We start from the raw sequence: 22,072 nt of genomic DNA, 5'->3' as shown, positions 1-22,072 counted from the left end.
GGTCGTGTCAGCCGTTGTCCTGATCGTTGCCGAGAGGTATGTGGCAGCAGGTTCCTCGGCGGCGCTCGTGGTCTCGTTGGTGGCTCTCCGGCCGACACGACGACCCGCAGCGACGCCCGTTTCGACAATTGATCATGAATGGAATTCAGGGCAGCCACTGGCCCGAGAACTAGACGCAGAGGATGGCTGGTGACTGGATCGCAGGTCAGGCGGGCTCGCGCCCGTGGCTGGTGGGAGAACTTGCCGGAGGACATCCGTCCGGACCTGCAGGACGTGGAGACATGTGCTCGCTTGGGCGTCTCGGAGCCTGGAGCACTCTCGCGACTGGTGCTCAAGGACTCGATGTCGTTGTTGCCGCTCTTCGCCGACCTCGTCGCGGTCTGCTCTTCGGCGGATGCATCGACGCCGGCAGAGTCGGTCGGACCGATCGGTCCGACCGAGGCGGACGCGTCCCTGGACGCTGACGCATCTGTCGAGGGCGCGGTCTCGCCGCGCGCCTTGAGTGATGAGGAACGGGTCCCCGAGCCGCCCGCTCCGGACCCGCGCGGGGAAGAACTCCGAGCGTATGTGCGTCAGGCCCGCGAGCGCGGTCCGTGGAACGAGCGTCTCGACGACGCGTGGGTGGTGCGCGTCCTGGCCGACTCAACCGCTCTTGCGGAGATGCCTGCCAACGTCGCTCGCAAGCACAAGCCCAAGATCCAGGAGCTGCTCGGCGTCGGGCTGCTGGTCCCGGGGCCGACGCCGGGGGCAGCCGCCGAGCTGTTCACGGCGACGCCGTCGATCGACCGGCATGAGGCGACCCATCAAGTGAGCTTCACCCCTGGCGTGGACGGCGCCACCGAGCTGACTTGGCAAGGTGTTCCGCCAGGCGACTTCGCTTGGTTCAAGGTCTTTGCCGGTGTGGGGATGCAGCTGCCGCTCCTGTACGAAGGTCGCCTGGTCGGCCAAGGAGAGAGGTGCTCGGTCACCGACTTCGTGCCAGTGACCAGCGGTTGGCGCCAGTACGCCGTGTGGGTTCACCATGCGCGTGACGTCAAGGCCGCCGCCGCCGAGCGCCCCCGCCTGTGGGCTCGTGGCGTGCTCGTTGCCTCCGTCGCGGATGTGCGTGTGGCTGTCCGGGCGAGGCATGTGACGGCGACGTGGTCCGTCGACGCCAGCGTTGATCGGGTCGAGGTGCATCGGTTCCTCGCTGCCGATGCGCCGAGCTTGGACGTTGTCTCCGACATGGCCCTCATCAGCGGCGACCTCGAGGGAATGAACCTGACGGGATTCGAGGATCACGATGTTCCCCCCGGGGACTACGTGTATCGGTTCTACGCCGTCTCCGTGCTCGATGGTGTCGTGCACCGCAGCGCGCCATTCGAGGCCGAGGCGAGCGTGGAGGTCCTGGTATTGCCAGTCCAGCGCCTGCATGTCGAGCATGATGAGGCGGAAGGCCGCATCAAGGCGTCCTGGGACGATGTCCCGGGGGCCAAGGTCGAGCTCCACTGCACCCGGGAGGATCTCGGTCACGGGATTCGGGACAACCAGCTTGATCGCGCCGGCCTGGAGCGCGCGGGCTTGGGCGAGCCCACGCGAGTCAACGCCCCCGCGGTGATGGAGGACGGTCGCTGGACGGTCCATTTCGACTGGCCGGATGCAGAGTCTCGGGTCCACCTGGTCGCCGTGTCAGCGGCCGATGGTGCGTACCGTGTGGGCGCCTCCGAGGTCTGCGTACGCCTTGGAATGCTCGCGCAGCCGGTCCTGCACGAGCGCGTCGATGAGCAGTACCTCACCTTCCCGTGGCCCGATGGAGCAAGCAAGGTCGTCCTGCGGCAACAGGGCCACAAGGAGGAGACAGATCCCCACCGGTGGCAGGAGATCGGTGACATAGACCGGGGTAGCCACAAGCGATACGGCGGCCTTCGGGTGCCCGGCCTTCCAGCGGAGGGATGCAAGCTTGCCCTGGTCCCGTTCGTCAGCGAGGGGCGTGCCCAGAAGTGGGGGATCCCGAGGATTCTCGACTATCCAGGGCTGCACCGGGTCTCCTACTCGCTGGGTGCCGGAAGCGCTCCTGCGCCAGCGGCACGCTCCCACTTCTGGCAGCGGAAGGAGACACACGAAGTCGTCCCCTCTCGGCGACGCATCGAGGTGCTGTGCGAGCCTGCGGCTGCAGTGACCGTTGTCCTGGTCTCGCTGCAGCATCGCCTGCCCTTGCATGCCGACGACACCGAACCGGGCCGAGAGTCACGTCGCTGGCAGCTCGGCACGCTCCGCGCGGATGGTCGGACGTCATCGCTGTCTGTGGACCTTCCGGCGGTTCACGAGGAGGGCTGGTTCCGGCTCTTCGTGGACGTTTCCGCAGACGAGCAGCCGCGCTACGCCGTCTTGGATCCAGAGGTGTCGCAACTGAAGGGGGATTCGCGATGACGTGGCATCAGCTGAGCTACGCCTCGTCGGGGCGAAGCGGCGACGGCGCGGGTGGGTGGGGCGTCCTGGACGCCGACCCCGGTATGCCCTCACCGCTGAGGGAACTCTTGGAGCAGGGCGTCGTCGCTCGACTCGACAGCGGCCAGGACCTCGATGATTTCGCGCCGCAGGCGCTCGTCCGCGCACGGGTACGGACGCTTTCGTTCCGATACGACCCGATGAGGGGCGCTGGCTGGTGGCACGCCTGCCAGGCAGGAAATGACGTCACAGGACGCCCTGGGAACGTCTTCACCCACGCTGCGGGGACCCAAACCCCCGCCCGGGGGCTACGGCCGATCACTCTGGTCCGCTCGTCCAGTTGGTTGATGCCTTTCGGTCACCGCGAGGTCGACGCGGCGAAGCTGGGTGCGTTCCATGTCCCGGACGTCCGTGGGCCCAACCGCGAGGTCTTGGCCCGCGCGTTCGCCGACGGTCCCAGGACTGAAGCCTTGTTGGCCGCCGTGTCGTACTGCTTCCAGGAGGATCGTCCGCTCCTGCTTCTGGGGTCGACGCACGAGGTCGTGGACGCTCTCGAACGGATCTCGTGGATGACCTCAGGGGTGGTCAGCTGCACGATTCCCTTTACAACCCACCTGGGGGTGCGAGCCATCCCCACGCTTGGTTCTCCGTTCATGGTGGTGGGTTTGCCGTCGAAGCACCGTGAGGACGCGCTGGCACTGGTGGCCGCCCGCGAAACGCACGCGCTGGTATTCGACCTCGCCTGGGTGCCCGAGGAGGTTGCCGAGACAGCCTGGGAGCTGGGCGGGCAGAAGTGGGACGTCGATCATCTCTGGCAGGACGCCTTCTACACGGTGTCGGAGATGGACCTGGACACAGCCGCCTTGATCGCAGGCGCGATGGATGAGGTCTGTGCAGACCTGCGGCCCGAGGATCTGCTGAGCCCGTCGTGGCCCCTGGCGCTTGCCGTCCTCGGCCATCTGGGGGAGGCATATCCCGAACGTGACGACATGTGCGCCGAATGGGCACGTACCCGGCCGTGGGACGGCCTTCGAGATCCACGCTTGCGAGCCCTGCTCGGACTCACGGAGAGCGAAGAAGTCTTGAGCGCGTACTCGGGTGAAGAAGCGTCGTGCTCAGCGTGCGACGGAGGTTCTGGGGACCAATCTGTCGTGCAGGCCCTGGAGGCCATTCTTGCCGTCGCCTCTGACTCGGACGAGTCCGAGTCGACGAGGCTCGTCTCAGCGGTGCGCGTGGCCCTCGGATTGGCTGCGCCGTCCGACGCGCCGGGCGAGGGCCTGGTCCAAGGACTGGCGGCGGGCGCAGCGACAGGGTCCCGACTGCGCCACTTGCTCGCGCAGGAAACGGGAAGCCTCGCTTCGGAGGAGGCTCGATCCCCGAAACCGCATTCTGAGCTGTCAAGAGAGCCAGCTGTCCGTGAGAGCAATGGAAAGGAGGAGGCATGAACGCCAGGGTTCAACTTTCGTCGAGTGGAGGCTCGGCGAACCTGAGTGGCGGATACTTGCGAGCCCGCCTCATCGGTGACGTGCAGTCCACTCGCCTGCTCGCTCAGGGCGCGCAGGGCAATGACCTGGTCCACGTGCGGGATTCGGCGCACAGCGTTGTCCTCACACCGACGAGCGAGCCGGTGTCCTTGTTGGTGGTTCCGGCGGCCGGCGGTGAGTTCCACGCCGGCACCCGCATCGGTCTGGAGATCCAGGTCGTCACCGATGGTGGCTCGTCGACACTTCCTACCGCGGCCGAGGTAGCTCGGCTCGACATCGGCGGATTTCGTCGATTCGAACTCGCTTCCGCAAGCGGCGACAGCAACGGGTGGATCCTCGAGGCAGGGATGTCGGAGTCTTCCCCGTTTGACTTCCTCATGGAGGCAAAGCACGTCGTACGCCTCGACGAGCGCGAGCAGCCCTGGGTCGTTCCGGGTCGATATGTGCTGCGTTCCGAGCGGCAGGGCGAAGATGTGCCGGCATCAGGTCGCACCTGGGCGCTGGTGCTCGACTCGTCGGCGTCCTTCTTGCACGCGTTGGACGCCGCAGAAGTGGCAGAAGTGGCGCGGGTGCTGGCGGGCTTGATGGCCGAGGAGACGGGGTTAACGCCCAGCTGGTTGGGCGCAACCGGCCTGCTCTCTCCAGTGCGTGCCGGAAAGGATCCCGCAGCTGTCGCGGAGTCTCTTGACCCGGGGCGACCGGCCTCTTGGTGCCTCGCTGCACCTGCCGCAGCGCAAGCAATTGCAGCTGGTGCCCGCACTGTGGTGTTCCTGGGCGACTCTGTTCCTTCTGACCTGCGTGAGATGGGGGAGGAGCTGGAGAAGGCCGCCGGCGAGGCCGTGGTGGTACTCGTCAGTCGGGAAGGCGGCGAGCGGCTCCTGGCCTCTTCCGGCGGCGAACGGGCGCATGGGACGCACCTCGCGGAGCTGTATGTGCAGCCTCTCCAAGCCGCTCACGAGTGGGACTGGTCCCAGGTGTGCCGGGCGCTGACAGGTGTGAGCCGATGAAATGCCCCACGTGCTTCCGCGTTCTGCCTGAAGAGGTGGAAACCCTCGTGTGCGAGGGACCCTGCGAGGCTTATCCGACGGCTAGTCTCAACAGCGAGTACGGCGGTAGGGACGTGCCGGTCAAGCCGGTGTTCAGCGCTGAGGAGGGTCACTGCCCTCAGTGCCGAACGCCCTCGCGTGTCGAGGCATGCGCACACTGCCGCTCTGCTGTGCCTCATGAGTGGCGGTTGTCGCCCGACACCAAGGTCGTCTGTGTGGCCATGGCCGGTGCTCGCAGTGCCGGCAAGAGCATCTATCTGGGCGTTCTGCGTCAACAGCTCGAGCTTTGGGTGGAGGAGACGCATCGTTCGACGCTCGATCTTCTCGGCGAGACGGAGAAGCACTACTGGGCACGTTACGGCGCAGCCTTGTTCGTCGAGGGCGTGATCCTCGAGGCGACCGCGGAGATGTCCAAGGACCCTGACGGTCACCGGCCGTTGATCTTTCAGTTCCTCGACAAGACCGGTCGCCGCTTGATCCTGGTGGTGAGGGATGTCGCCGGTGAAGATCTTGAGGACCTGGCGAATCGGCGCCCCGCCCTTGCTTTCGTTCGACGGGCAGATGCGGTTGTTGCGCTCATTGACCCGCTGAAGGTCGCTGGCCTTCGCGAATCACTGCGCGGAGTGCTGCAACCTGGCGAGCTCGGCGGTGATGGTGTCGAGGTGGTGCGGCAGCTCTTGAATCTGTTCACCGATGACGGGCGAGCCTCGGTGCCACCGGACCTGCGGCTCGCGGTGGCTCTGTCCAAGGCAGATGTTCTTCAGCAAGTGCGTGACGTACCGGGTGCGCCGCTCCGTCCCGTCATGCTCCGTGCCGGGTCCCCGCTTCAGCGCGATCCCTCGATGAGCTCGGCGTCGTTCGATGTCGTGGACGCGGACTTGGTACACGCCGAGGTCGAGTCCGTCCTGACGGTCCTCGTGGGGCCCAAGCTTGTCAATCTGCTGAGGAACGGCGATGTCGAGTATCGCTACTTCGTTCTGTCGGCTCTGGGGGCTCAGCCGGACGGTACCCGCCTCAACAGCTCCGGGATTGCGCCGTTCCGGGTCCTGGACCCGATCAAGTGGGTGCTCTCATGAATCGCCTTCGGGGAGATGCCGACGTGATCTTGTTGGATCCGGTGGGGAACGCCGTCGTGATCGACGTGGAATGGTCGTGTCCGGGGCAGGGCGTATCCCTGTATGTGCTGTGCGGAGACGATCAGAGGCGAGTGTCCGCGAAGGACCACGTGGTCTGGGCGGGGCAGCCGCATCTCATGGGCGACGCTGTCGTTCTGCGCACGGCCTCGTCCGACGGGGACCGCAGCCTGGCGCAGGCGCAGGTGCTGCTGGAAGACCTACCCGACGGGATTTGCGGTCTGGAGCTGGTGCTCGCGGCGAGTCAGGCCAACGTCGTTCTGAACCAGGTGCGGGACATCACCGTCACTGCGTGGGATCCGGCGACCGGAGAATCCGTGCGCACGTCATCCATCGCGAGCCCCGGGATCGCGAAATGCGTGTCGCTGGGTGTACTGGCGAGGCAGGACGGTCGCTGGCGGTTGACGCTTCAGCCGACGCCGTTCGATGGAGTGATCGCTCAGTTCGTCTGGTCTCGCTTCAAGGGATCTGACTGAAGCGCATCGGACCGGCGCGATCACTCGCACGAGGAGCGCGCGACCTCTTCCATTGCAGCCCTATCAGCTGTGGTGATCGGAAGCTGCCAGTAGACGCTTGCGCGCGTATAGCGAATGCTGTACTCGCAGTGGAAGGCGAGGTTCGGGGGTAACCACTCCCCGGGGGTCATGTCACTTTTGGCCTGGTTGGCGGCACCGTCGACGGCGAGGAGTTCATGCTCGACGTCATTCGCGAACGTCTCGCGACGAGACTGCGGCCAGGTCGATGCGCCCAGGTCCCAGGCAGCAGCTAGGGGTATGAGGTGATCGATCTGAACCTCTGCGCTGGTGTAGTAGCCCCTTTCGAAGGCGGTGGTACGCCCGGTGTAGGGGTCCCGGAGCACTCCACGACGAACGACGCAGTCATGCGTGCCGGGGTCGATCACGAGCCGCGTGAGGTCACGCGCCAGCACGTCATTACGGGTGTCACAACCGTTGCGGCTCATGGGGGCGTCGGTCGCGTCGTTCCATTCGGTGCCGAACACGCAGGAGGCGCCGGGAGAACAGCTCCGGTCGTACCCGGGAGCCTGGGGCCGGATGTCGACGACATCGACCTGCCGAAGGAGGGCCAGCAGGGTGGCACGGTCGGTTGTGGGCGCCTGGGAGCGTGGCGTGCCCGCGCTCGTGGAGGATGAGGCGGGTCCGGCGCTCGGGCTGGATGAGGTGGTCGGCCCGGTTGCCGTCGAAGGTGCGGGCGCCGTCGGGACTGGGGCCGGCGCAGGCGGGCGTGTCGACGTCGTATGCCCGGTCTCGTGATCGCTTGAGGGAAGAGCTGCGAGGGCCGTATGAGCCGTTAGCACGAGCAGAGCAGTGATGCTGGCCACTCGAAAACCGATTCCCTGTCGGGAGTGCGGAATGACGATCACCTCAGTTGTTGCGAATGGCCGCGCGAGTTCGGCGTGGCCCATACCGTGGACTGGTCCGGCTGGCGCCAGTCGTGAAGTTTACGCCCAGGAGCGCCGGTGTCGGACCTATCGAGCAAACAAGTCCAGGAGGAAATGGTGTCCGACGAACGCACAGTGTGCGCCGACAAGCTCGAGAGGCTGGCTGCTGATCCGAGATTCGACACACGTGCCGAGGACCTGCGGTCCCTCGCGGCCGCTGTTCGCGACCAAGGCGATGGCACCTGGACCGGAATCGATCTGATTGGTGCTTTCCCTCCCGAGGCCAGCATCAATGTCAGCAAGCAGCACTGGCTCGAGCGGGTACTCGGTGTTTCCGCCGGAGCCTCGGTGTTCCTCCCGGTGGCGTGGACGTGGTGGAGCATTTACGAGGCTTCGGGCGCCTATCGAGACCTCATTCGATCGGGTGATGAGCAGGGGCGCACGTTCCTCGGTATGTGGACCACTGGTTTCGACGGGCGGTTGGCTGGGCGGCACGACTTTGGAACGACCGCGATGGTGTCCTTCGGGCTGGTGGCGCTCGCTGTGCTTCTGGTGGTGCTGAACCGTTGGGTGTCCGACCGCTACATCTTCAAGGAAGAGACCTCCGGTGGCGAGGCACGTCGCGATCTCGCGGCTGCTCTCGGCAGCGCTCAACGTTTCCTGAACGAGCGACGAACTGACGATCCGCGCTTCTTGGAGGCGGCTCTCAAGCGATCGGTGGCCGAGCTCAACGAGGCCCACGCTGCCAGTCGCGAAGGCGTGCAGATGCTGCGCGACGCCACGTCTGCGGCCGTGGGGCAGCTCGAGGGCGCCGCCACCAAGATCCTCACCGAGCTGAGCCCGCTCCTGCAGTCCGCGAACCAGGTGAGCAATGTGCTCGCGGAGTCCGCTGGCTCCGTCTCCGGGTTGCAGGAGAAGGTCCTGCAGAGCACGCACGAGTTCGACGGGACGGTGCGAGGCGCTCTGTCCGCGTTCCAGGAAGGCATTGCTGCCAGCACCAGCACCTTGGCGAGCAGCAGCGAGAACGCAGCGTCGACCTTGACGGGTGGTGTGAGGCAGGCGGTGACCGGCCTGGCTGAAGGCGTGCAGCGCCTCGAGGCCGCGCAGAGAAGCTCTGAGCAACTGATCGCAAGTGGCGTGCAGGCGCAGGGTCAGGCTTCCGCGGCGGCGCAGGAGGCGGCAATCAACCTCGGGCGTCTCATCGAAGTCCACCTGACCGCGTTGCAGGGGCAGACATCGGACATCTCGCAAGCCGGGGACCTTGCAGGTCAGCTGCTCACTGAGCTACGGGTCCGGGGGAGCTGAGTCGTGCGCGTCAGTGCTTCTCTGAGTCACGGGCGTCGTGGGCGCCTACGGTCGACCGAGTCGTTGGCGGGTTGGGTCTTCGCAGACATGCTGCTCGTCCTGTTCCTGATTGGTCTCGGGACGGCAGTCGCGGTCGACCCGCCGAAGCCAGAACCGAAACCGGAACCGGAACCGGTGAAGATCGTCGGGATGAAGACAGACCCGGTCAAGTTCGATGTCGCGGTCTCCCCGGACGCACTCGTTGCCGGCGATCCAGGTGCTGAGAAGCGCGCCAGACAGGCGATTGAGCGAGCGATCGGGCCCATTGATCGGGGGCAGAATGAAGCGGCGTTGGTCCTGATCTTCGGTGGTGCCGAGTCTGCGGCGCCCGGGCAGCGCGTCGCCGAGGCCCTTCGCCCACAGATGTCTCGGACGTCGTCGGGGCTGTTCCCGAAAGACACGCCGAGCAGATTCTTCTGGGATGGCAGCCTGGAGTATGGCGAAGTGAGACTCGAGGTCTTCCTGTTCGCCAAAGAGGAGACTCCCGCGCCATGACGACGGATTCGTGGTGGAACCCTGGGATTCCATGGGGCGACCTGTCGTGGTGGACAGATCTGGCGCGCGACTGGTGGTTGCCCGTGGTGGTGGCGGGGTGTGTCGCGATCGTGGGCACTCGTCTAGTCGCCCGGCGGGCGGCTGCCCGGCCAGAAGCGCGAGAGCTTGTCACGAGGGGACCTGACCGCCTATCGCCGCTTCCACTACCCGACGTTGCAGGGATGAAGTTCGGTGCGTACGAGTTCTTGCTCGATGACGGATATGTTCCCGATGGCTCCATCACGCCGCTCACAGAGAGCCAGCGTCGGTCTCTCAGTCACGACGACTTGATCGATACTGCGGGGGCTGACGCCCGTGTCTGTGACGGAGGAACGGTGTATCGGGCGAAAGACGGGCGCGAGGCGCTGGTTCTCGATGCTGCCCCCGCTGCGCGGCGGGCTGAAGACGAGTTTCGCCCTGTTCTGGAACGGTCGCCGGCGATCGGCCGGAGCGAGAAGGTGCGAGTAGATCTGCGGTGGCCCGATGAGATCTACATCGACCTCGAGGGCAAGGCACTGGGATACTTTGGCCCGGCACTCGACGACTCGTTCCTTCATGAGGGCGTGAGGCCGAGGACGTTGGCAGAGTGGGTGATGGCCCAAGGCGAGTCGCTGTCGATCGAGCGCCGGCTAGCCCTCGCACGTGCGGTATGCGCCTGGCTCCATGGGCAGCACCGTGCGGGTCTGATCAATGGGCAGGTGGATTCGCGGCTCATCCTCACGAACGAGGGCGGTTCGGCGATCACGCCGGTGCACTACCGACGGCTCCGATCCTTCGGCGCTGGTCACTGGAATGGGGAGCGCGCTGACGGCAGTTTCGATCAGGATCGTGCTGGCTTCGCGCGGATCGTCTTCTTGTTGCTGGCACCGTCCGGATCGGATCCTCGGGACTGGATTGCCTCCGATGGACCTGTGGGTTCCCTTGGTGACTGGTCGAGCAGCCGGATCCGGGCGCTCTTCCGGCGAGGCCTCGGGGCTCCCGGGACCATGCCGACGATGGAGGAGTGGCAGGCGGCCCTCCATGAGCGCGGCCCGCGGCTCGGATCAGCCACGCCGCAGTCAGCTACAGCGGCGCGGGCTACGGCTGGGCGCCTGGTGGCGGGCGACGCCTGCGGGAGGCCGTAGCGGCTTGGCTTCCTCCGTCGGGGGGCCTGGGCCCGACAACCAGACTGGATGGCAGCCGCGGACCGGGCCTCCGAGGATCGCCCGGCCGTCGCCGAGGCGGAGCGGCCGTCCAGACTCGTTCCTGCCTGAGAACTCTCGTGGCGTGTCAGCATGGCGATCTAGTCGGTAGATCGGAGTGTGCTGGCATGGCGAGTAGTCACGAGGACCGCGTGATGTGGGGAATCCACAACGACCGGCCTGACATCGACCCACTCACCGATGGAGCTGTGCGGGTTTCGTGGGATGAGACGGGGGACCTCTCAGACGTCGCCGCCTCTCGTGAGGCGTTCAAGGAACGTCTGCTCGCCACGATGCCTGACGTGGACCCACGGCGACTGCCGGGCTGGGCGGGCACGCTCTACCGGTTCGTGCACGAGATCAAGGTCGGCGACGTGGTCGTGTCCCCCAATCGCGCAAAGAGGACGCTTCGCATCGGCGTGGTCAGCGGACCGTACGAGTTCCATGCTGAGACCGCCGCCTACCGCCATTGGCGTCCGGTGACGTGGCTCAAGACGGACGTCTCGCGCGACGAGCTCTCGACCGCGGCTCAGCACGAGATCAGCTCGCTCATCACCCTGTTCAAGATCGTGACCGGTCGCGAAGAGGTCGAGCAACTCATCGCGAAGCCGGCGGCGTCCGAGGCGGATTTCGCCTGGACGGCCTTCTACCCCGACCTCGCCGACCGGATAATCGAGTATGCCGACAACCGCGAGGCGCTCCTGCAGAAGGTGTGGTCAGTGGCAGAGGCCTCTGGGGTGCCGCATCTGTTCAAGTACCTCAGAGGCGACCACCGCCTCGACGGTAGCTACGGACCGCTCCGGGACGTCGACCCGTTCACGGTCCTGGCGAGCTTCAATCGCGGGATCAGGGAGGATGCCAGGGCAGCAATCGCCGCAGCGTTTGCGGCGGAGTTCGGCGTGACCGCATCGGCACCGACCAAGTTCTCCGGTATCCCGATCGCCAACAACTTGATGTCGTGGTTCATCGGCTTTGAGACCGAACGAGGTCCGCACGCGGTCGTTGCGCTCTGGGAACTTGCGAAGGCAGCGGTGGACTATGCCCGCAATGCCGATGAGGTGACCCGGGAACGTCTGGTCAGTGCCTTCGATGAATGCGCCACCGGAAACACGCGGCTTCTGACGATGGGCCTGTACTGGATCCGTCCGGCAACCTTTGCTGCGTACGAAAGCACGAACGCAGTGTTCATCAAGACGAAGCTCCCCGAGCTCGCACAACGGCTCTCGCTGGGCGCCAAGATCTCAGGCGAGCAGTTCCTCTCCAACACCGAAGCGATGCACGAGTGGCTCGGCTCGCCGACCACGGGCTTTGACCACACGTGGGAGCTCTCCTACGCCGCTTTCGTCGACTCTCACGAAGCAGCGGGCGCCAACGGCGCTGCTCCGTCGGTTCCCAGCACGGATGCGCCCCTGGCGGCGAAGGCGGTCACTGCGGATGATGCAGGTGATCCGTACGATGCCGCGTCCATTCGCGACGACGGCTGCTTCATTCCGGAGGAGGAGCTTGAACCGATGCTCGAGCGGCTTCGGTCCAAGAAGAACATCGTGCTCCAAGGTCCTCCGGGCACCGGAAAGACATGGCTCGCCCGCAGGCTGGCCTGGGCGCTGTGCAACGAGCGTGAAACCAGGCGGGTCCAGATCCTTCAGTTCCACCCGTCACTCGCCTACGAGGACTTCGTGCGCGGCTGGCGCCCCTCCACGACCAGTTCCGGCGGTGGACTGAGCTTGGAGGATGGGCCCTTCCTGCAGATGTGCAAGCAAGCCGTGGAGGACCCCGAGCGTGTCTATGTGCTCGTCATCGAGGAGATCAATCGCGGCAACCCGGCCCAGGTGCTCGGTGAGCTGCTCACTCTTCTCGAGGCAGACAAGCGCAACGAGAGCTCCGCGATGCGTCTGGCCTACCCCAACACCCCGGACGAGCGGTTCTTCATCCCGCCCAACCTGTACGTGATCGGCACGATGAACGTGGCCGACCGTTCGCTCGCCATCGTCGACATGGCGCTACGCCGGCGGTTCGCCTTCATCGAGCTGACCCCGCGCCTCGGGGCGGACTGGGTCGAGTACGTCAGCCAGCTCGGGTACGACCCCAAGCTCCTCGAGGTCTACGGCCAGAGAGTTGAGGCACTGAACGCACAGATCACGAAGGACAGCGCACTAGGACGGCAGTACTGCGTGGGGCACTCCTACTTCACCCCGACGGTGTCGCTCGAGTCGACCGGGATCGATACGGAGGAGTGGTGGGAGCGCGTGGTCGAGACCGATGTTCGGCCCCTCCTGGAGGAGTATTGGTTCGACCGCAGCGAACTCGCGGACGAGGCATGCAAACGGTTGCTGGGTGGCTGAGTATGCAGATCCCGATCCGCAACCTCTGGCTGCTGCAGTTCTTCGCCTCTGAGCTGTTCCGCGCCGACGGCTACGACATGGTCGGTGCGGAGGACGCCCCGGACGACATTCCCGACCTGGTTGCGCGCATCCTCGCAGAAGAGGTTGCACAGCGACTGCACCGCGGACTCTCCGTGGGCTTCCAGGCGGTCAGCCGGAACGAGAGACGCGTCAAGGGCCGGATCAACCAGCTCGCCACCGAGCGACACGGCCTGATCAGTCGTGGACAGGTCAACTGCACGTTCGACGAGATCGTCACCGATACTCCCTCGAACCGGCTCGTCCGGGCCGCGCTCGAACGAGCCGCTGTCCTCGTGCCAAGCGAGACACGCTACCGCTCGTTGTCGCGGCAGATGGAGGTTGCCGGCGTTCGCGGCGCCTGCCCTCGCGTGGCCGAGGTCCGGCACATGCGATCTCAGCGGTTGCTGCAGCGCGACCGGACCATGATCGCGGCCGCCGAGCTTCTCTTGACCCTGGACATCCCCACCACCGGCCCAGGGGACAGGTACTTGCCCTTGCCCGCGCAGGACGACGGGTACCTGCGCCGACTGTTCGAGAATGCTGCGTTCGGGGTCTATCGCCACCACCTGACCCCATTGGGCTGGCGGGTGAAGCACGGCGCCAAGCAAGATTGGGACATCTCCGAGGCAACGGATGGGATGCGCGCCGTACTCCCCGGGATGCAACTCGACATCGTGCTCGAACACCCCTGCCCCGACGGGCACGGGCCGCGACGGATTGTCATCGACACCAAGTTCACCTCAGTGACGAAGGCGGGCAACTATCGGGCGCAGACGCTGAAAAGCGAGTATCTCTACCAGATCTACGCCTACCTCATGTCCCAGGCGTCAGCCGAGGGGGAGACCCCTTCCGAAGGCCTGATGCTGCATCCCACGGTTGACGGAACCTTCGATGAAGAGGTGGTGATCCAAGGACGGCGTATCAGATTCGCGACTGTTGATCTCACGGCGACGGGGTGGGAGATCGCCGACGAGTTCCTCTCGGCCATCACACCCGGTCCGGCAGGGTGGTCTGCCCCGGGTTCGGTGGAGTCGCGGTCTTGGATTCTCATGCCACGGTGATGGTGTGGTGCGCTCGAACTCTACGGGTGTGAGCATGCCGAGTTGGCTGTGTCGACGTCTTCGGTTGTGCCAGATCTCGAGGTAGTCGAACATCGCGTTGGCCAGTTCCACGCGGGTCTTCCACTTGCGCCGGTTGAGGAGTTCCACCTGCATGCGTGACCAGAACGACTCGATCACGGAGTTGTCATAGCAGTCGCCCACGCTGCCCATCGAGGGCACGAGGCCGGACTCCTTCGCGCGTCGGGTGAAGGCCCAGGAGGCGAATTGGACGCCCTGGTCGGAGTGGATCGTCGTGCTGGCCTGCTTCGGGGTCTGCTTGGTGTTGCCGAGGCGGGTGTCGATGGCCATGCCGAGCGCGTTGGTTGCGAGCGCAGCGGTAGGTGAGCTGTCGATGGACCACCCAACGACTCGCCGGGAGTAGGTGTCGAGGACCACGCAGCAGTAGACCTTGCCTTCGCGGGTCGGGTGCTCGGTGATGACGGTGACCCACAGCTGGTTCGGACCGGGGCGGGCGAAGTCTCGTTTGACCAGGTCAGTGGCGATGTTGTCGGGCTTGACCCGCTTCCACCGCGCTCGTCCGCCCACGCCCTGAAGGCCGGCGCGGCGCATGAGGAGCTCGACCTGGCCGTGGCCGACCTCGATCCCGCGTCCGAGGGTGAGCTCGGCGTGGACCCTGCGACCCCCGTAGGTGCCGCGGGAGTCGCGGTGGATCTGGGTAATGAGGTCGCTGAGCAGGGCGTGGCGGATCGAGCGCTGCGAGGGCGCTCGGTTGATCCGGGCGTACCAGCCGGACTCGGAGATCCCGACGACCCGGCAGGCGATCTGGACGGGAGTTCCCTCGGCGACGATCACTTCCGCCGCCGAGTACCGCCTTTTGGGTCCGCGGACGCCTTCAGCAGTTCGATCGCGCGTCGTGCGGCCTTCAGCTCGGCCTCGAGGTCGGCGATCTGCTTGCGCGCCGCACTCAGCTCGGCCTTCTCGCCGCTCGACAGTCCCGGCGCGAGGCCACGGTCGATCCTGTCTTGGCGTCGCCAGGTGTAGATCGACTCCTGGCTGATGTCGAGATCATGTGCGACCTGCGCGACTGATCGGCCTTCTTCGAGCAGGTCCAAGACCTTGCGTCGGAACTCTGGCGGGTAGCCCCGTCTTCCCACTTCTGCCTCCTGGCGAAAGACACCAGAATCCAGTCAGCCCCCTCCACGGAACGCGGGACACGCCACCTTCCACCAGACCCGGGGCGATTCACTTTTTGTGTCCGTTGTCGATGGAGATGGTCGTGCGCAGGCGACACCGTCCGGTCTCTGCCGCCAGCCCCCAGGTCTGATTTCAGCGGCCGCCGATGTGGCCCGCGTCTCACCCATGCGGGTGATGGGACAAACAGGTCCGGGCCCACCTGAACGCCGATACGCTCCCCGCGACCGTCTGTCGTGTGCGCGTTCCCGGGCTTGAGAGCACTCGTCGTCCCGACGGCTCAGGCACCCGCCTCACACGTGAGGCGGACTGCCTCCATCACTAAAGGATCGGGAACGAACGAATGAGCGTGCTCAAGTCCAAGACTGCTCGGGTGGGGGCCGCCGCAGTCGTACTCCTCGGCGTTGCAGCGGGGACCGCGGCTGCGGCCGCCCAGAACGAGCGGGCCGCCGCCCGGCAGAAGATCACGGTGTGCGCCGGCGCCAAGGTGAGCACGCTGCGCCTGGTGCCCAACGGCACCACCCGGTGCCCCAAGGGCGAGACCCTGTTGAGCTGGAAGACCAACGGTGCGCAGGGCAAACCGGGCAAGGCAGGCGCCAAGGGCGCCGCCGGCGCTGACGGAGCGAGTGCATACGAGATCGCCGTCTCCTACGGGTTCAGCGGGGACGAGTCGGCCTGGCTGAGCTCCCTCGTCGGGGAGGCCGGCCCCGTCGGGCCGCAGGGCCCCGCTGGGGTGCCGGGTCCTGCCGGACCTCAGGGGCCTGCCGGCCCCGCCGCGGCCGGACGGACCGTCAAGGACGGGCAGGGGCGCACGCTCGGCGACGTGGTCGGGCTGACGCAGTACGGCGCGACGCTGCTGACCTCGCAGGGCTACCAGATCGACGTGGGCTGGGACGGCACGCTCTACCCGGCTCAGGCCTGGTACACCGGCGCAGACTGCACCGGCACCCCGTTGCTCAACTCCGGCAGCGGCGGCGACGGCGGCGCCATCTTCGCCAAGACCCTGGTCTACCTCGGCACCCCGAACACCCTCGCCGTCCCGGATGTCGCATCCTCGGCGATCTCCGCGCCCGAGGTCGGGCTGCCGGTGTCGTCGATCGACAACCCGACCTGCGGCTCTTCGGGTTCTGCGGTGCGCTACGGATGGAAACTGCGTCCGACGACGGCCGCCGCCGTGGGTCTTCCGCCGCTCGCCGGAGCGGGCAGCTTCGCTGCTCCGCTCTCGATCTCCTGACCGCCTGACTGCCAGGACCCAGGCCGCCCCGCACACAGTGGGGCGGCCTGGGTCGGCGCAGCCACCACCCGGCAGCGACCGGTGTGGTGTACGTCCCTAGGATCACCCGGGTCGTGTCCACCTCGGGAACGGGACTCTCACACTCATGACGGACCTGCCCAGGCGGCTCGACATCCAGGGCCTGCGGGCCGTCGCGGTCGGCCTGGTGGTCGCCGGGCACGTGTTCGGCAAGCCAGCCGGCGGGTTCGTCGGGGTCGACGTCTTCTTCGTCATCTCCGGCTTCCTCATCACCGGCCTGCTGCTGCGCGAGGCCGAGCGGGGCGGGCGGATCTCGCTCACCGGCTTCTACCGCCGCCGCGCGCGCCGGATCCTGCCGGTGGGGCTGCTCGCGCTGGCCGTCACCGTCTCCGCGTCGTACGTCGTCCTGCTCGAGGACCGCTTCGAGCGCACCGCAGCGGACGCGGGCTGGGCGGCTGGCTTCCTCGCCAACTGGCGCTTCGCGGCCAGCGACGCCGACTACTTCGACTCGGGGCTGCCGCCCTCGCCGCTCCAGCACTACTGGTCGCTGGGGGTGGAGGAGCAGTTCTACGTCGTCTGGCCGCTGCTCCTGCTGGCCGTGGCCGCCCTCCTGCGACGGAGTGGTGGGCGCGCGCACCTGCGCGCCACGGTCGCCGGCCTTGCGGGCGCCGTGGTCGTGGGTTCGTTCGTGTGGGCGTGGGTGCAGTCGGCCCAGGAGCCGACCCTCGCCTACTACTCCTCGTTCACCCGGGCCTGGGAGGTCGCGGCAGGGGCACTGCTCGCCGCGCTCTCCCCGCGGCTCACCGCGCTGCCGGCGCAGCTGCGCAACGTCCTCGGCGCCCTCGGCCTGGCCGGCATCGCCGCCAGCTGCCTCCTGCTGAGCGGCGCGAGCACCTTCCCCGCCCCGTCGGGGGCGCTGCCGGTCCTGGCCACGGTGCTCGTGCTGGCCTCCGGGATCGGCGCCAGCCAGGTCGGGGTCACCCGGTTGTTGCACACGGCGCCGCTGGTCTACCTGGGCGCCCTGTCGTTTTCGATCTACCTGTGGCACTGGCCGGTGCTGGTCCTCGGTGACGTCCTCGTCACCGAGCGGAACCTGGTCTTCCAGGTGGCGGTGCTGGCGCTGACGCTCGCCCTCGCCGCGGCCTCCTACCACCTCGTCGAGCGCCCGGTCCTCGACTCCGAGTTCCTGCGCGCGGGTCACCGGATCGACTGGCCCACGAGCCGTCCCGTGGCCCTCGGCGCGCTGGCGGTGAGCGCCGTCCTCCTCGTCGTGGCCGTCGCCGTACCGCGCTGGACGGCCCCGTCCACGCCGTCGCCCGTGGCTGCCAGGTCCGCGCCCGGGCCTGCCCAGAGCGCCCCGGGCGCCCCGGGCGTCTCGCCGCAGCAGGCCGCCGAGGACGAGGTGACCGACGCACTGGTGAGCGGCCTGATCGCCCAGGAGTTCCCCGAGCTGTCGCCGCCGCTCGACGACGTGGTCGACCAGGGCATCAACCCCGAGCTCGAGCCCGGTGCGGAGTGCCTCAACCCGACCAGCCTGACCGACCCCGACCTCTGCGTGCACGGCACCGGGCCGCGCCGGGCCATGCTCGTCGGGGACTCCGTGGCCATCTCGTGGATGCCCGCGTTGCGGGAGGCGCTGGGCAAGCGGTGGTCGGTGCGCGGCTACGCGCTGTCGAACTGTCCCTACGTCTCCGCCACGATCGAGATCGACTACGACCCCGAGGGCGCCGCACGCTGCAACGAGGCCCGGGCGACGATGCGCGAGCAGGTACGCCGCGAACGCCCCGACCTGCTGGTGCTCTCGACCTTCGAGGCGGGCGTGCTGTGGCTGGGGGAGTCTCCGCTGGCCTCGGCCCAGGACGCCTGGCAGCGGGCGGCGGTCCGCGGGATCCGCGAGATGGCGGCCCCCGGCACCCGGGTGGTGATCCTCGCGCCGCCGCCCGCCGGGCACGCCGTCGAGGGGTGCGTCAGCCGGTTCTCGGTGCCCCGTGACTGCCAGGGCTCTCCCAGCGACGCGTGGAAGGCGCAGTCCGCCGCCGAGCTGGTCGCCGCCCGCACGACCGGTGCGACCTACATCGACACACTGCGGTGGTTCTGCCTCGACGACCAGTGCCCGATCTTCGCCGGCGACACGGTGGTGCGCTGGGACATCGTCCACCTCACCCGCCAGTACGCCGCCTCGCTCGCCGATGTCCTGGGCTTCGCCCTGCGGCCCGCCATCCGGCCGACGACGGGGTCGGCCCCGGCCGTCGGCTGATCGACCGTCCATCTCGGGGTGGGTGACCCAGGGCTCGCGCCGCCCGGGGCTCACCCCGTCCGAGTGGTGCGGAGCGCGAGTACGTCGGGCAGGCTCGTGGGCAGGGCGAGCGCGAGGAGGCGTCCATGGGAGCGACCCGCGCCGGCGCCGACGCTGGCTTGACGCCGGAGGACGGCCGCCCGCCGGGCTCGGCGGAGGCCGCGGCGTACGCCGCCATCGACCGGCTGCCGGGTTGGTTGCAGCGCCCGATCCTGCGGCTGCTCGCGGGTTGGCCGGGACGCATCGTCTTCCGCAGCGTGGCCACCTGCCTGCAGCTGGAGATCTTCGACCGGGCGATGAGCATCGCCGCCCAGATCTTCACCTCGGTGTTCCCGATCCTGATCCTGCTCACGACGTGGGCAGGCAGCGCTGACACCGTCGCCGACGCGCTGGACCTGCCCCAGGAGTCCCGGTCCTTGCTCGACCAGGCGGTAGCGCCACCCGGGGGTGGTGGTTTCGGCGTCCTGGGTGTGGTGTTCCTCCTGGCCTCCGCCACGAGCCTGTCCCGCGCGCTGACCCGCGCCTTCGCCGTGGCGTGGGAGGTGCCTCGGCCGAGGAGCAGCTGGCGCGCGGCGTGGCGATGGCTGGCGGTCGTGGTCGCGATGGCGCTGTCGCTCGTGGTCGTGCGCGCCCTGAGCGGGTTCGCGGCGGCGGTGCCACCGGGGGCCGTCTGGCAGCGGATGGTGGCGTTCGCGTGCGACCTCAGCCTGATGACCTACGTCCCCTGGCTCCTGCTGACCGGAGCGGTCCCGCTGCGGCGGCTGCTGCCCGGGGCCGCGATCTTCGCGGCGCTCATGCTGGCTGCCCGCCCGGCGTCCGCCCTCTGGCTGCCGCGCGCGCTCGAGGTGAGCGCGGACCGGTACGGGTCGATCGGGGTGGCCTTCACCTACCTCGCGTGGCTGTACGCCGTGGCCTTCGGCATGCTCCTGGCGACAGCCGTGGGACGCGCGGTCGCCGTCGACCGCGGCCGGGTGGGCCGCCGGATCCGGGGCGAGCCCGACGCGGGCGCCACCCTCGAGGTCGAGGAAGGCTGACGGGGTTCATCCGTCGCCGACGATCACGGCGCCCAGGCGATCCCCACAGTGGCATCAGGGTCATGGTCGGTGCGACGTATGAGATCCGCGTCGCGGGGACGTTGCCGCCGGACCTGGTCCGCCAGCTCCGGCAGGTCACCGTGACGGGCCAGGAAGCACGCAAGTGTCGTGGACACCCTCGAAGCCCGGGCTGATCGAGGAGGTGGCGTGCGCACCCGCTGGCACCGCTACCACCCCTTCTTCCGTGAGCTGCTCTGTGCGGAGCTGGCCTACGCCTCGCCCGCGGGACTGACGAGCCTGCAACGACGGGTCTCGCGCTGGTACGCCGAGCGTGGGTGCGGCGCCCAGCGGGGTCGGTGACCGGGCCACGGCCGGCGGCGCCCGTCCGGTGCCCGCCCGTCCGGTGCCCGCCCGTCCGGATCTGGTGCCGGAGGGCTGCGTCGTCGAACCCCTCACCGGCAAGGAGCGGGAGGTGCTCGGTCTGCTCCCCGGGCTGCTGAGCACCGAGGAGATCGCCGCCGCCATGTTCGTCTCGGTCAACACCGTGCGCTCCCAGGTCCGCAACATCCTGCGCAAGCTCGCCGTGAGCCGCCGCAACGAGTCCGTACGCCGGGCCCGCGCCCTGGATCTGCTCGGCAGCTGAGCGGGTCACTCGTCCGGGGTGATGCCCGCAGGCCGGGGCTTCGACAAGGGTGGTGGCCGGACCCGCCTGAGCAGGAGGCGCACATGGGCGAGTGGACGCTCCCCACGCTCGCGATCGTCCTGGTGGCCTACGCCGGGGTCTCGCGTCGGGCCCAGTCGTCGTGGATCACCCAGGCCATGGTCTTCAGCGCCGTCGGCCTCGTGGTGGGCAACCGGGTGCTCGACGTCGTCGAGGTCGAGGTGTCGGGTCGGTTCCTGCGACACCTGGCCGAGGCGACGCTGGCGCTGATGCTGTTCACCGATGCCGCGCGGATCAACCCGGCCACGCTGCGACACGCCGTACGCCTCCCCGCGAGGCTGCTGGGGCTGGAGCTGCCCGTCACGATCGCCCTCGGCACCGCGACGGCGATGGTGCTGCTGCCTGACCTCGACCTCTGGACCGCCGCGGTGCTGGCCACGATCCTGGCGCCCACGGACGCGGCACTGGGCCAGCCCGTGGTCACCGACGAGCGGCTGCCCTCGAGCCTTCGCCAGGGGCTCAACGTGGAGAGCGGCCTCAACGACGGCATCTGCGTCCCGCTGCTCATCATCTTCGTGACGATCGCGGAGGCGTCGGACGGGGGAGGGACAGGAGGGCTGCACCCGTTCCGCATCCTCTCGGAGGAGATCGGCCTCGGCGCCGCCGCGGGGATCGTCGCGGGCGTCGCGGGCGGCGGGGTGCTGCGCGTCTGCGGCCGGCGGGGCTGGGTGGCGCCCAGCTGGCGACAGATCAACGCGGTCGCGGTCCCGCTGCTGGCCTACACCGTGGCCGCGGCCCTCGGCGGCAGCGGGTTCATCGGTGCGTTCGTCGCGGGCATCGCGTACGCCGCGGTCGAGCCGCAGCGCGCCGCCGAGAGCACGTCCCTCGCCGAGGGGGCGGGGGAGCTGCTCGATGCGCTGACCTTCCTGCTCTTCGGTGCCGTGCTCCTCGGGCCCGCGCTCGAGGTTCTCGACTGGCGCACCCTGGTGTACGCGGTGCTCAGCCTCACCGTGATCCGGATGGTGCCGGTCGCGCTCGCCCTGATCGGCACGGGTCTGCGTCCGGTCACCATCCTCTTCCTCGGGTGGTTCGGCCCCCGTGGCCTCGCCTCGATCGTGTTCGTCCTGCTCCTGGTCGAGGAGAGCGAGCTGGACGGTGCGGCGTCGGTGCTCACGGTGGTGGTCGTGACGGTCGCGCTGTCGGTCCTCCTGCACGGCGTGACGTCGTGGCCCGGCGTCGGTCGCTACGCGAGCTGGTACGACGCGCACGATGAGCCGTACCTGGCCGAGGTGGTCCCGGTCAGCCCCTCGCGGCGACGCGCCTGAGCGGACCCGCCGGGAGGCGCTCGGGCGATGCGCGGCGTGGTCGAGGACACGGACCGGCGGAGTGCGCGCTAATCCCCCCGGGGGGTTAGGGTCGAGGGGTTCGTCAACTGAGGGAGAAGACCCATGTGCTCACCGAAGACCTGCCGTCAGTGCGGCAAGACCACCTGGCGCGGATGCGGCCAGCACATCGCCCAGGTGAAGGCCCAGGTCCCGGCCGGGCAGTGGTGCGACGGCCACGTCGACGCCGCGCCCGCGGCTGGCGGCGGTTTCCTCCGCAGGCTCCTGGGGCGCTGAGCCCCGCT

At 68.1% G+C, this 22,072-nt stretch carries 18 protein-coding genes and 1 pseudogene; 17 read left to right on the top strand and 2 right to left on the bottom strand.

Features of this window, described 5'->3' with window-relative positions:
* Window positions 1-327: 327 nt before the first annotated feature.
* From HBO46_RS11440 to HBO46_RS11420, 5 genes are all read left to right on the top strand, one after another.
* The gene (locus HBO46_RS11440) at window positions 328-2,409 is read left to right on the top strand and encodes a hypothetical protein (protein WP_166139426.1); all 2,082 of its coding nucleotides are present in this window, start codon (window positions 328-330) and stop codon (window positions 2,407-2,409) included.
* Entirely contained in the window at window positions 2,406-3,872 is a 1,467-nt protein-coding gene (locus HBO46_RS11435; RefSeq protein ID WP_166139428.1) for a GAP1-N2 domain-containing protein, read from the top strand. Before HBO46_RS11440 ends, HBO46_RS11435 begins: the two co-directional genes overlap by 4 nt.
* Window positions 3,869-4,918, top strand: coding sequence for a hypothetical protein (locus HBO46_RS11430; RefSeq protein ID WP_166139430.1), 1,050 nt, complete (start codon window positions 3,869-3,871; stop codon window positions 4,916-4,918). Before HBO46_RS11435 ends, HBO46_RS11430 begins: the two co-directional genes overlap by 4 nt.
* A 227-nt stretch (window positions 4,919-5,145) precedes the next feature.
* A complete protein-coding gene (locus tag HBO46_RS11425) occupies window positions 5,146-6,033 on the top strand; it encodes a TRAFAC clade GTPase domain-containing protein (protein WP_166139432.1) in 888 nt (295 codons plus the stop codon).
* On the top strand, window positions 6,030-6,566 hold the full coding sequence (locus HBO46_RS11420; RefSeq protein WP_166139434.1) for a TerD family protein: 537 nt from the start codon (window positions 6,030-6,032) through the stop codon (window positions 6,564-6,566). The genes HBO46_RS11425 and HBO46_RS11420 overlap by 4 nt, the downstream gene beginning before the upstream one ends.
* 20 nt (window positions 6,567-6,586) lie before the next feature.
* On the opposite strand, the gene HBO46_RS11415 is transcribed toward HBO46_RS11420, so the two are convergent.
* Complete coding sequence (locus HBO46_RS11415) at window positions 6,587-7,090, bottom strand: HNH endonuclease family protein (RefSeq protein ID WP_166139435.1); 504 nt, start codon at window positions 7,088-7,090, stop codon at window positions 6,587-6,589.
* Window positions 7,091-7,606: 516 nt separating this feature from the next.
* On the opposite strand from HBO46_RS11415, the gene HBO46_RS11410 reads away from it, so the two are divergent.
* The 5 genes from HBO46_RS11410 (at window position 7,607) to HBO46_RS11390 (ending at window position 14,011) form a co-directional block, all read left to right on the top strand.
* Window positions 7,607-8,794 (top strand): hypothetical protein, encoded by a 1,188-nt coding sequence (locus HBO46_RS11410; protein WP_166139437.1) that lies wholly within the window; start codon window positions 7,607-7,609, stop codon window positions 8,792-8,794.
* Window positions 8,795-8,881: 87 nt separating this feature from the next.
* Window positions 8,882-9,328, top strand: coding sequence for a hypothetical protein (locus HBO46_RS11405; RefSeq protein ID WP_166139439.1), 447 nt, complete (start codon window positions 8,882-8,884; stop codon window positions 9,326-9,328).
* 221 nt (window positions 9,329-9,549) lie between these two features.
* On the top strand, window positions 9,550-10,491 hold the full coding sequence (locus HBO46_RS11400) for a hypothetical protein (RefSeq protein WP_166139441.1): 942 nt from the start codon (window positions 9,550-9,552) through the stop codon (window positions 10,489-10,491).
* A 212-nt stretch (window positions 10,492-10,703) separates the two neighbouring features.
* On the top strand, window positions 10,704-12,890 hold the full coding sequence (locus HBO46_RS11395) for an AAA family ATPase (RefSeq protein ID WP_224769503.1): 2,187 nt from the start codon (window positions 10,704-10,706) through the stop codon (window positions 12,888-12,890).
* Window positions 12,891-12,892: 2 nt separating this feature from the next.
* Window positions 12,893-14,011, top strand: a complete 1,119-nt coding sequence (locus tag HBO46_RS11390; protein ID WP_224769007.1) for a 5-methylcytosine restriction system specificity protein McrC — start codon at window positions 12,893-12,895, stop codon at window positions 14,009-14,011.
* Between the two features lie 12 nt (window positions 14,012-14,023).
* Here HBO46_RS11390 and HBO46_RS11385 read toward each other — a convergent pair.
* Window positions 14,024-15,165 (bottom strand): annotated as a pseudogene (locus HBO46_RS11385) (IS3 family transposase); the annotation flags it as partial.
* 380 nt (window positions 15,166-15,545) lie between these two features.
* Here HBO46_RS11385 and HBO46_RS11380 point away from each other — a divergent pair.
* The 7 genes from HBO46_RS11380 (at window position 15,546) to HBO46_RS11350 (ending at window position 22,064) form a co-directional block, all read left to right on the top strand.
* Window positions 15,546-16,436 (top strand): collagen-like protein, encoded by an 891-nt coding sequence (locus HBO46_RS11380; RefSeq protein WP_166139447.1) that lies wholly within the window; start codon window positions 15,546-15,548, stop codon window positions 16,434-16,436.
* A gap of 145 nt (window positions 16,437-16,581) precedes the next feature.
* Complete coding sequence (locus tag HBO46_RS11375; protein ID WP_166139448.1) at window positions 16,582-18,711, top strand: acyltransferase family protein; 2,130 nt, start codon at window positions 16,582-16,584, stop codon at window positions 18,709-18,711.
* Between the two features lie 125 nt (window positions 18,712-18,836).
* Window positions 18,837-19,784 (top strand): YhjD/YihY/BrkB family envelope integrity protein, encoded by a 948-nt coding sequence (locus HBO46_RS11370; RefSeq protein WP_166139450.1) that lies wholly within the window; start codon window positions 18,837-18,839, stop codon window positions 19,782-19,784.
* Between the two features lie 207 nt (window positions 19,785-19,991).
* On the top strand, window positions 19,992-20,144 hold the full coding sequence (locus tag HBO46_RS11365; RefSeq protein ID WP_166139452.1) for a hypothetical protein: 153 nt from the start codon (window positions 19,992-19,994) through the stop codon (window positions 20,142-20,144).
* A 28-nt stretch (window positions 20,145-20,172) separates the two neighbouring features.
* Entirely contained in the window at window positions 20,173-20,427 is a 255-nt protein-coding gene (locus tag HBO46_RS11360) for a helix-turn-helix domain-containing protein (protein ID WP_224769006.1), read from the top strand.
* Window positions 20,428-20,510: 83 nt separating this feature from the next.
* Window positions 20,511-21,770 carry a cation:proton antiporter domain-containing protein gene (locus HBO46_RS11355; protein WP_166139456.1) on the top strand — a complete coding sequence of 420 codons (1,260 nt, stop codon included), beginning with the start codon at window positions 20,511-20,513 and terminating at the stop codon, window positions 21,768-21,770.
* A gap of 123 nt (window positions 21,771-21,893) precedes the next feature.
* Window positions 21,894-22,064, top strand: a complete 171-nt coding sequence (locus HBO46_RS11350) for a hypothetical protein (protein ID WP_166139458.1) — start codon at window positions 21,894-21,896, stop codon at window positions 22,062-22,064.
* Window positions 22,065-22,072 lie beyond the last annotated feature (8 nt).

It is taken from the genome of Nocardioides ochotonae (genome assembly GCF_011420305.2).
GTDB lineage: Bacteria > Actinomycetota > Actinomycetes > Propionibacteriales > Nocardioidaceae > Nocardioides > Nocardioides ochotonae.
The sequence above is the reverse complement of the archived record's forward strand: the minus strand, read 5'-3'. Positions and strand labels throughout refer to the sequence as shown.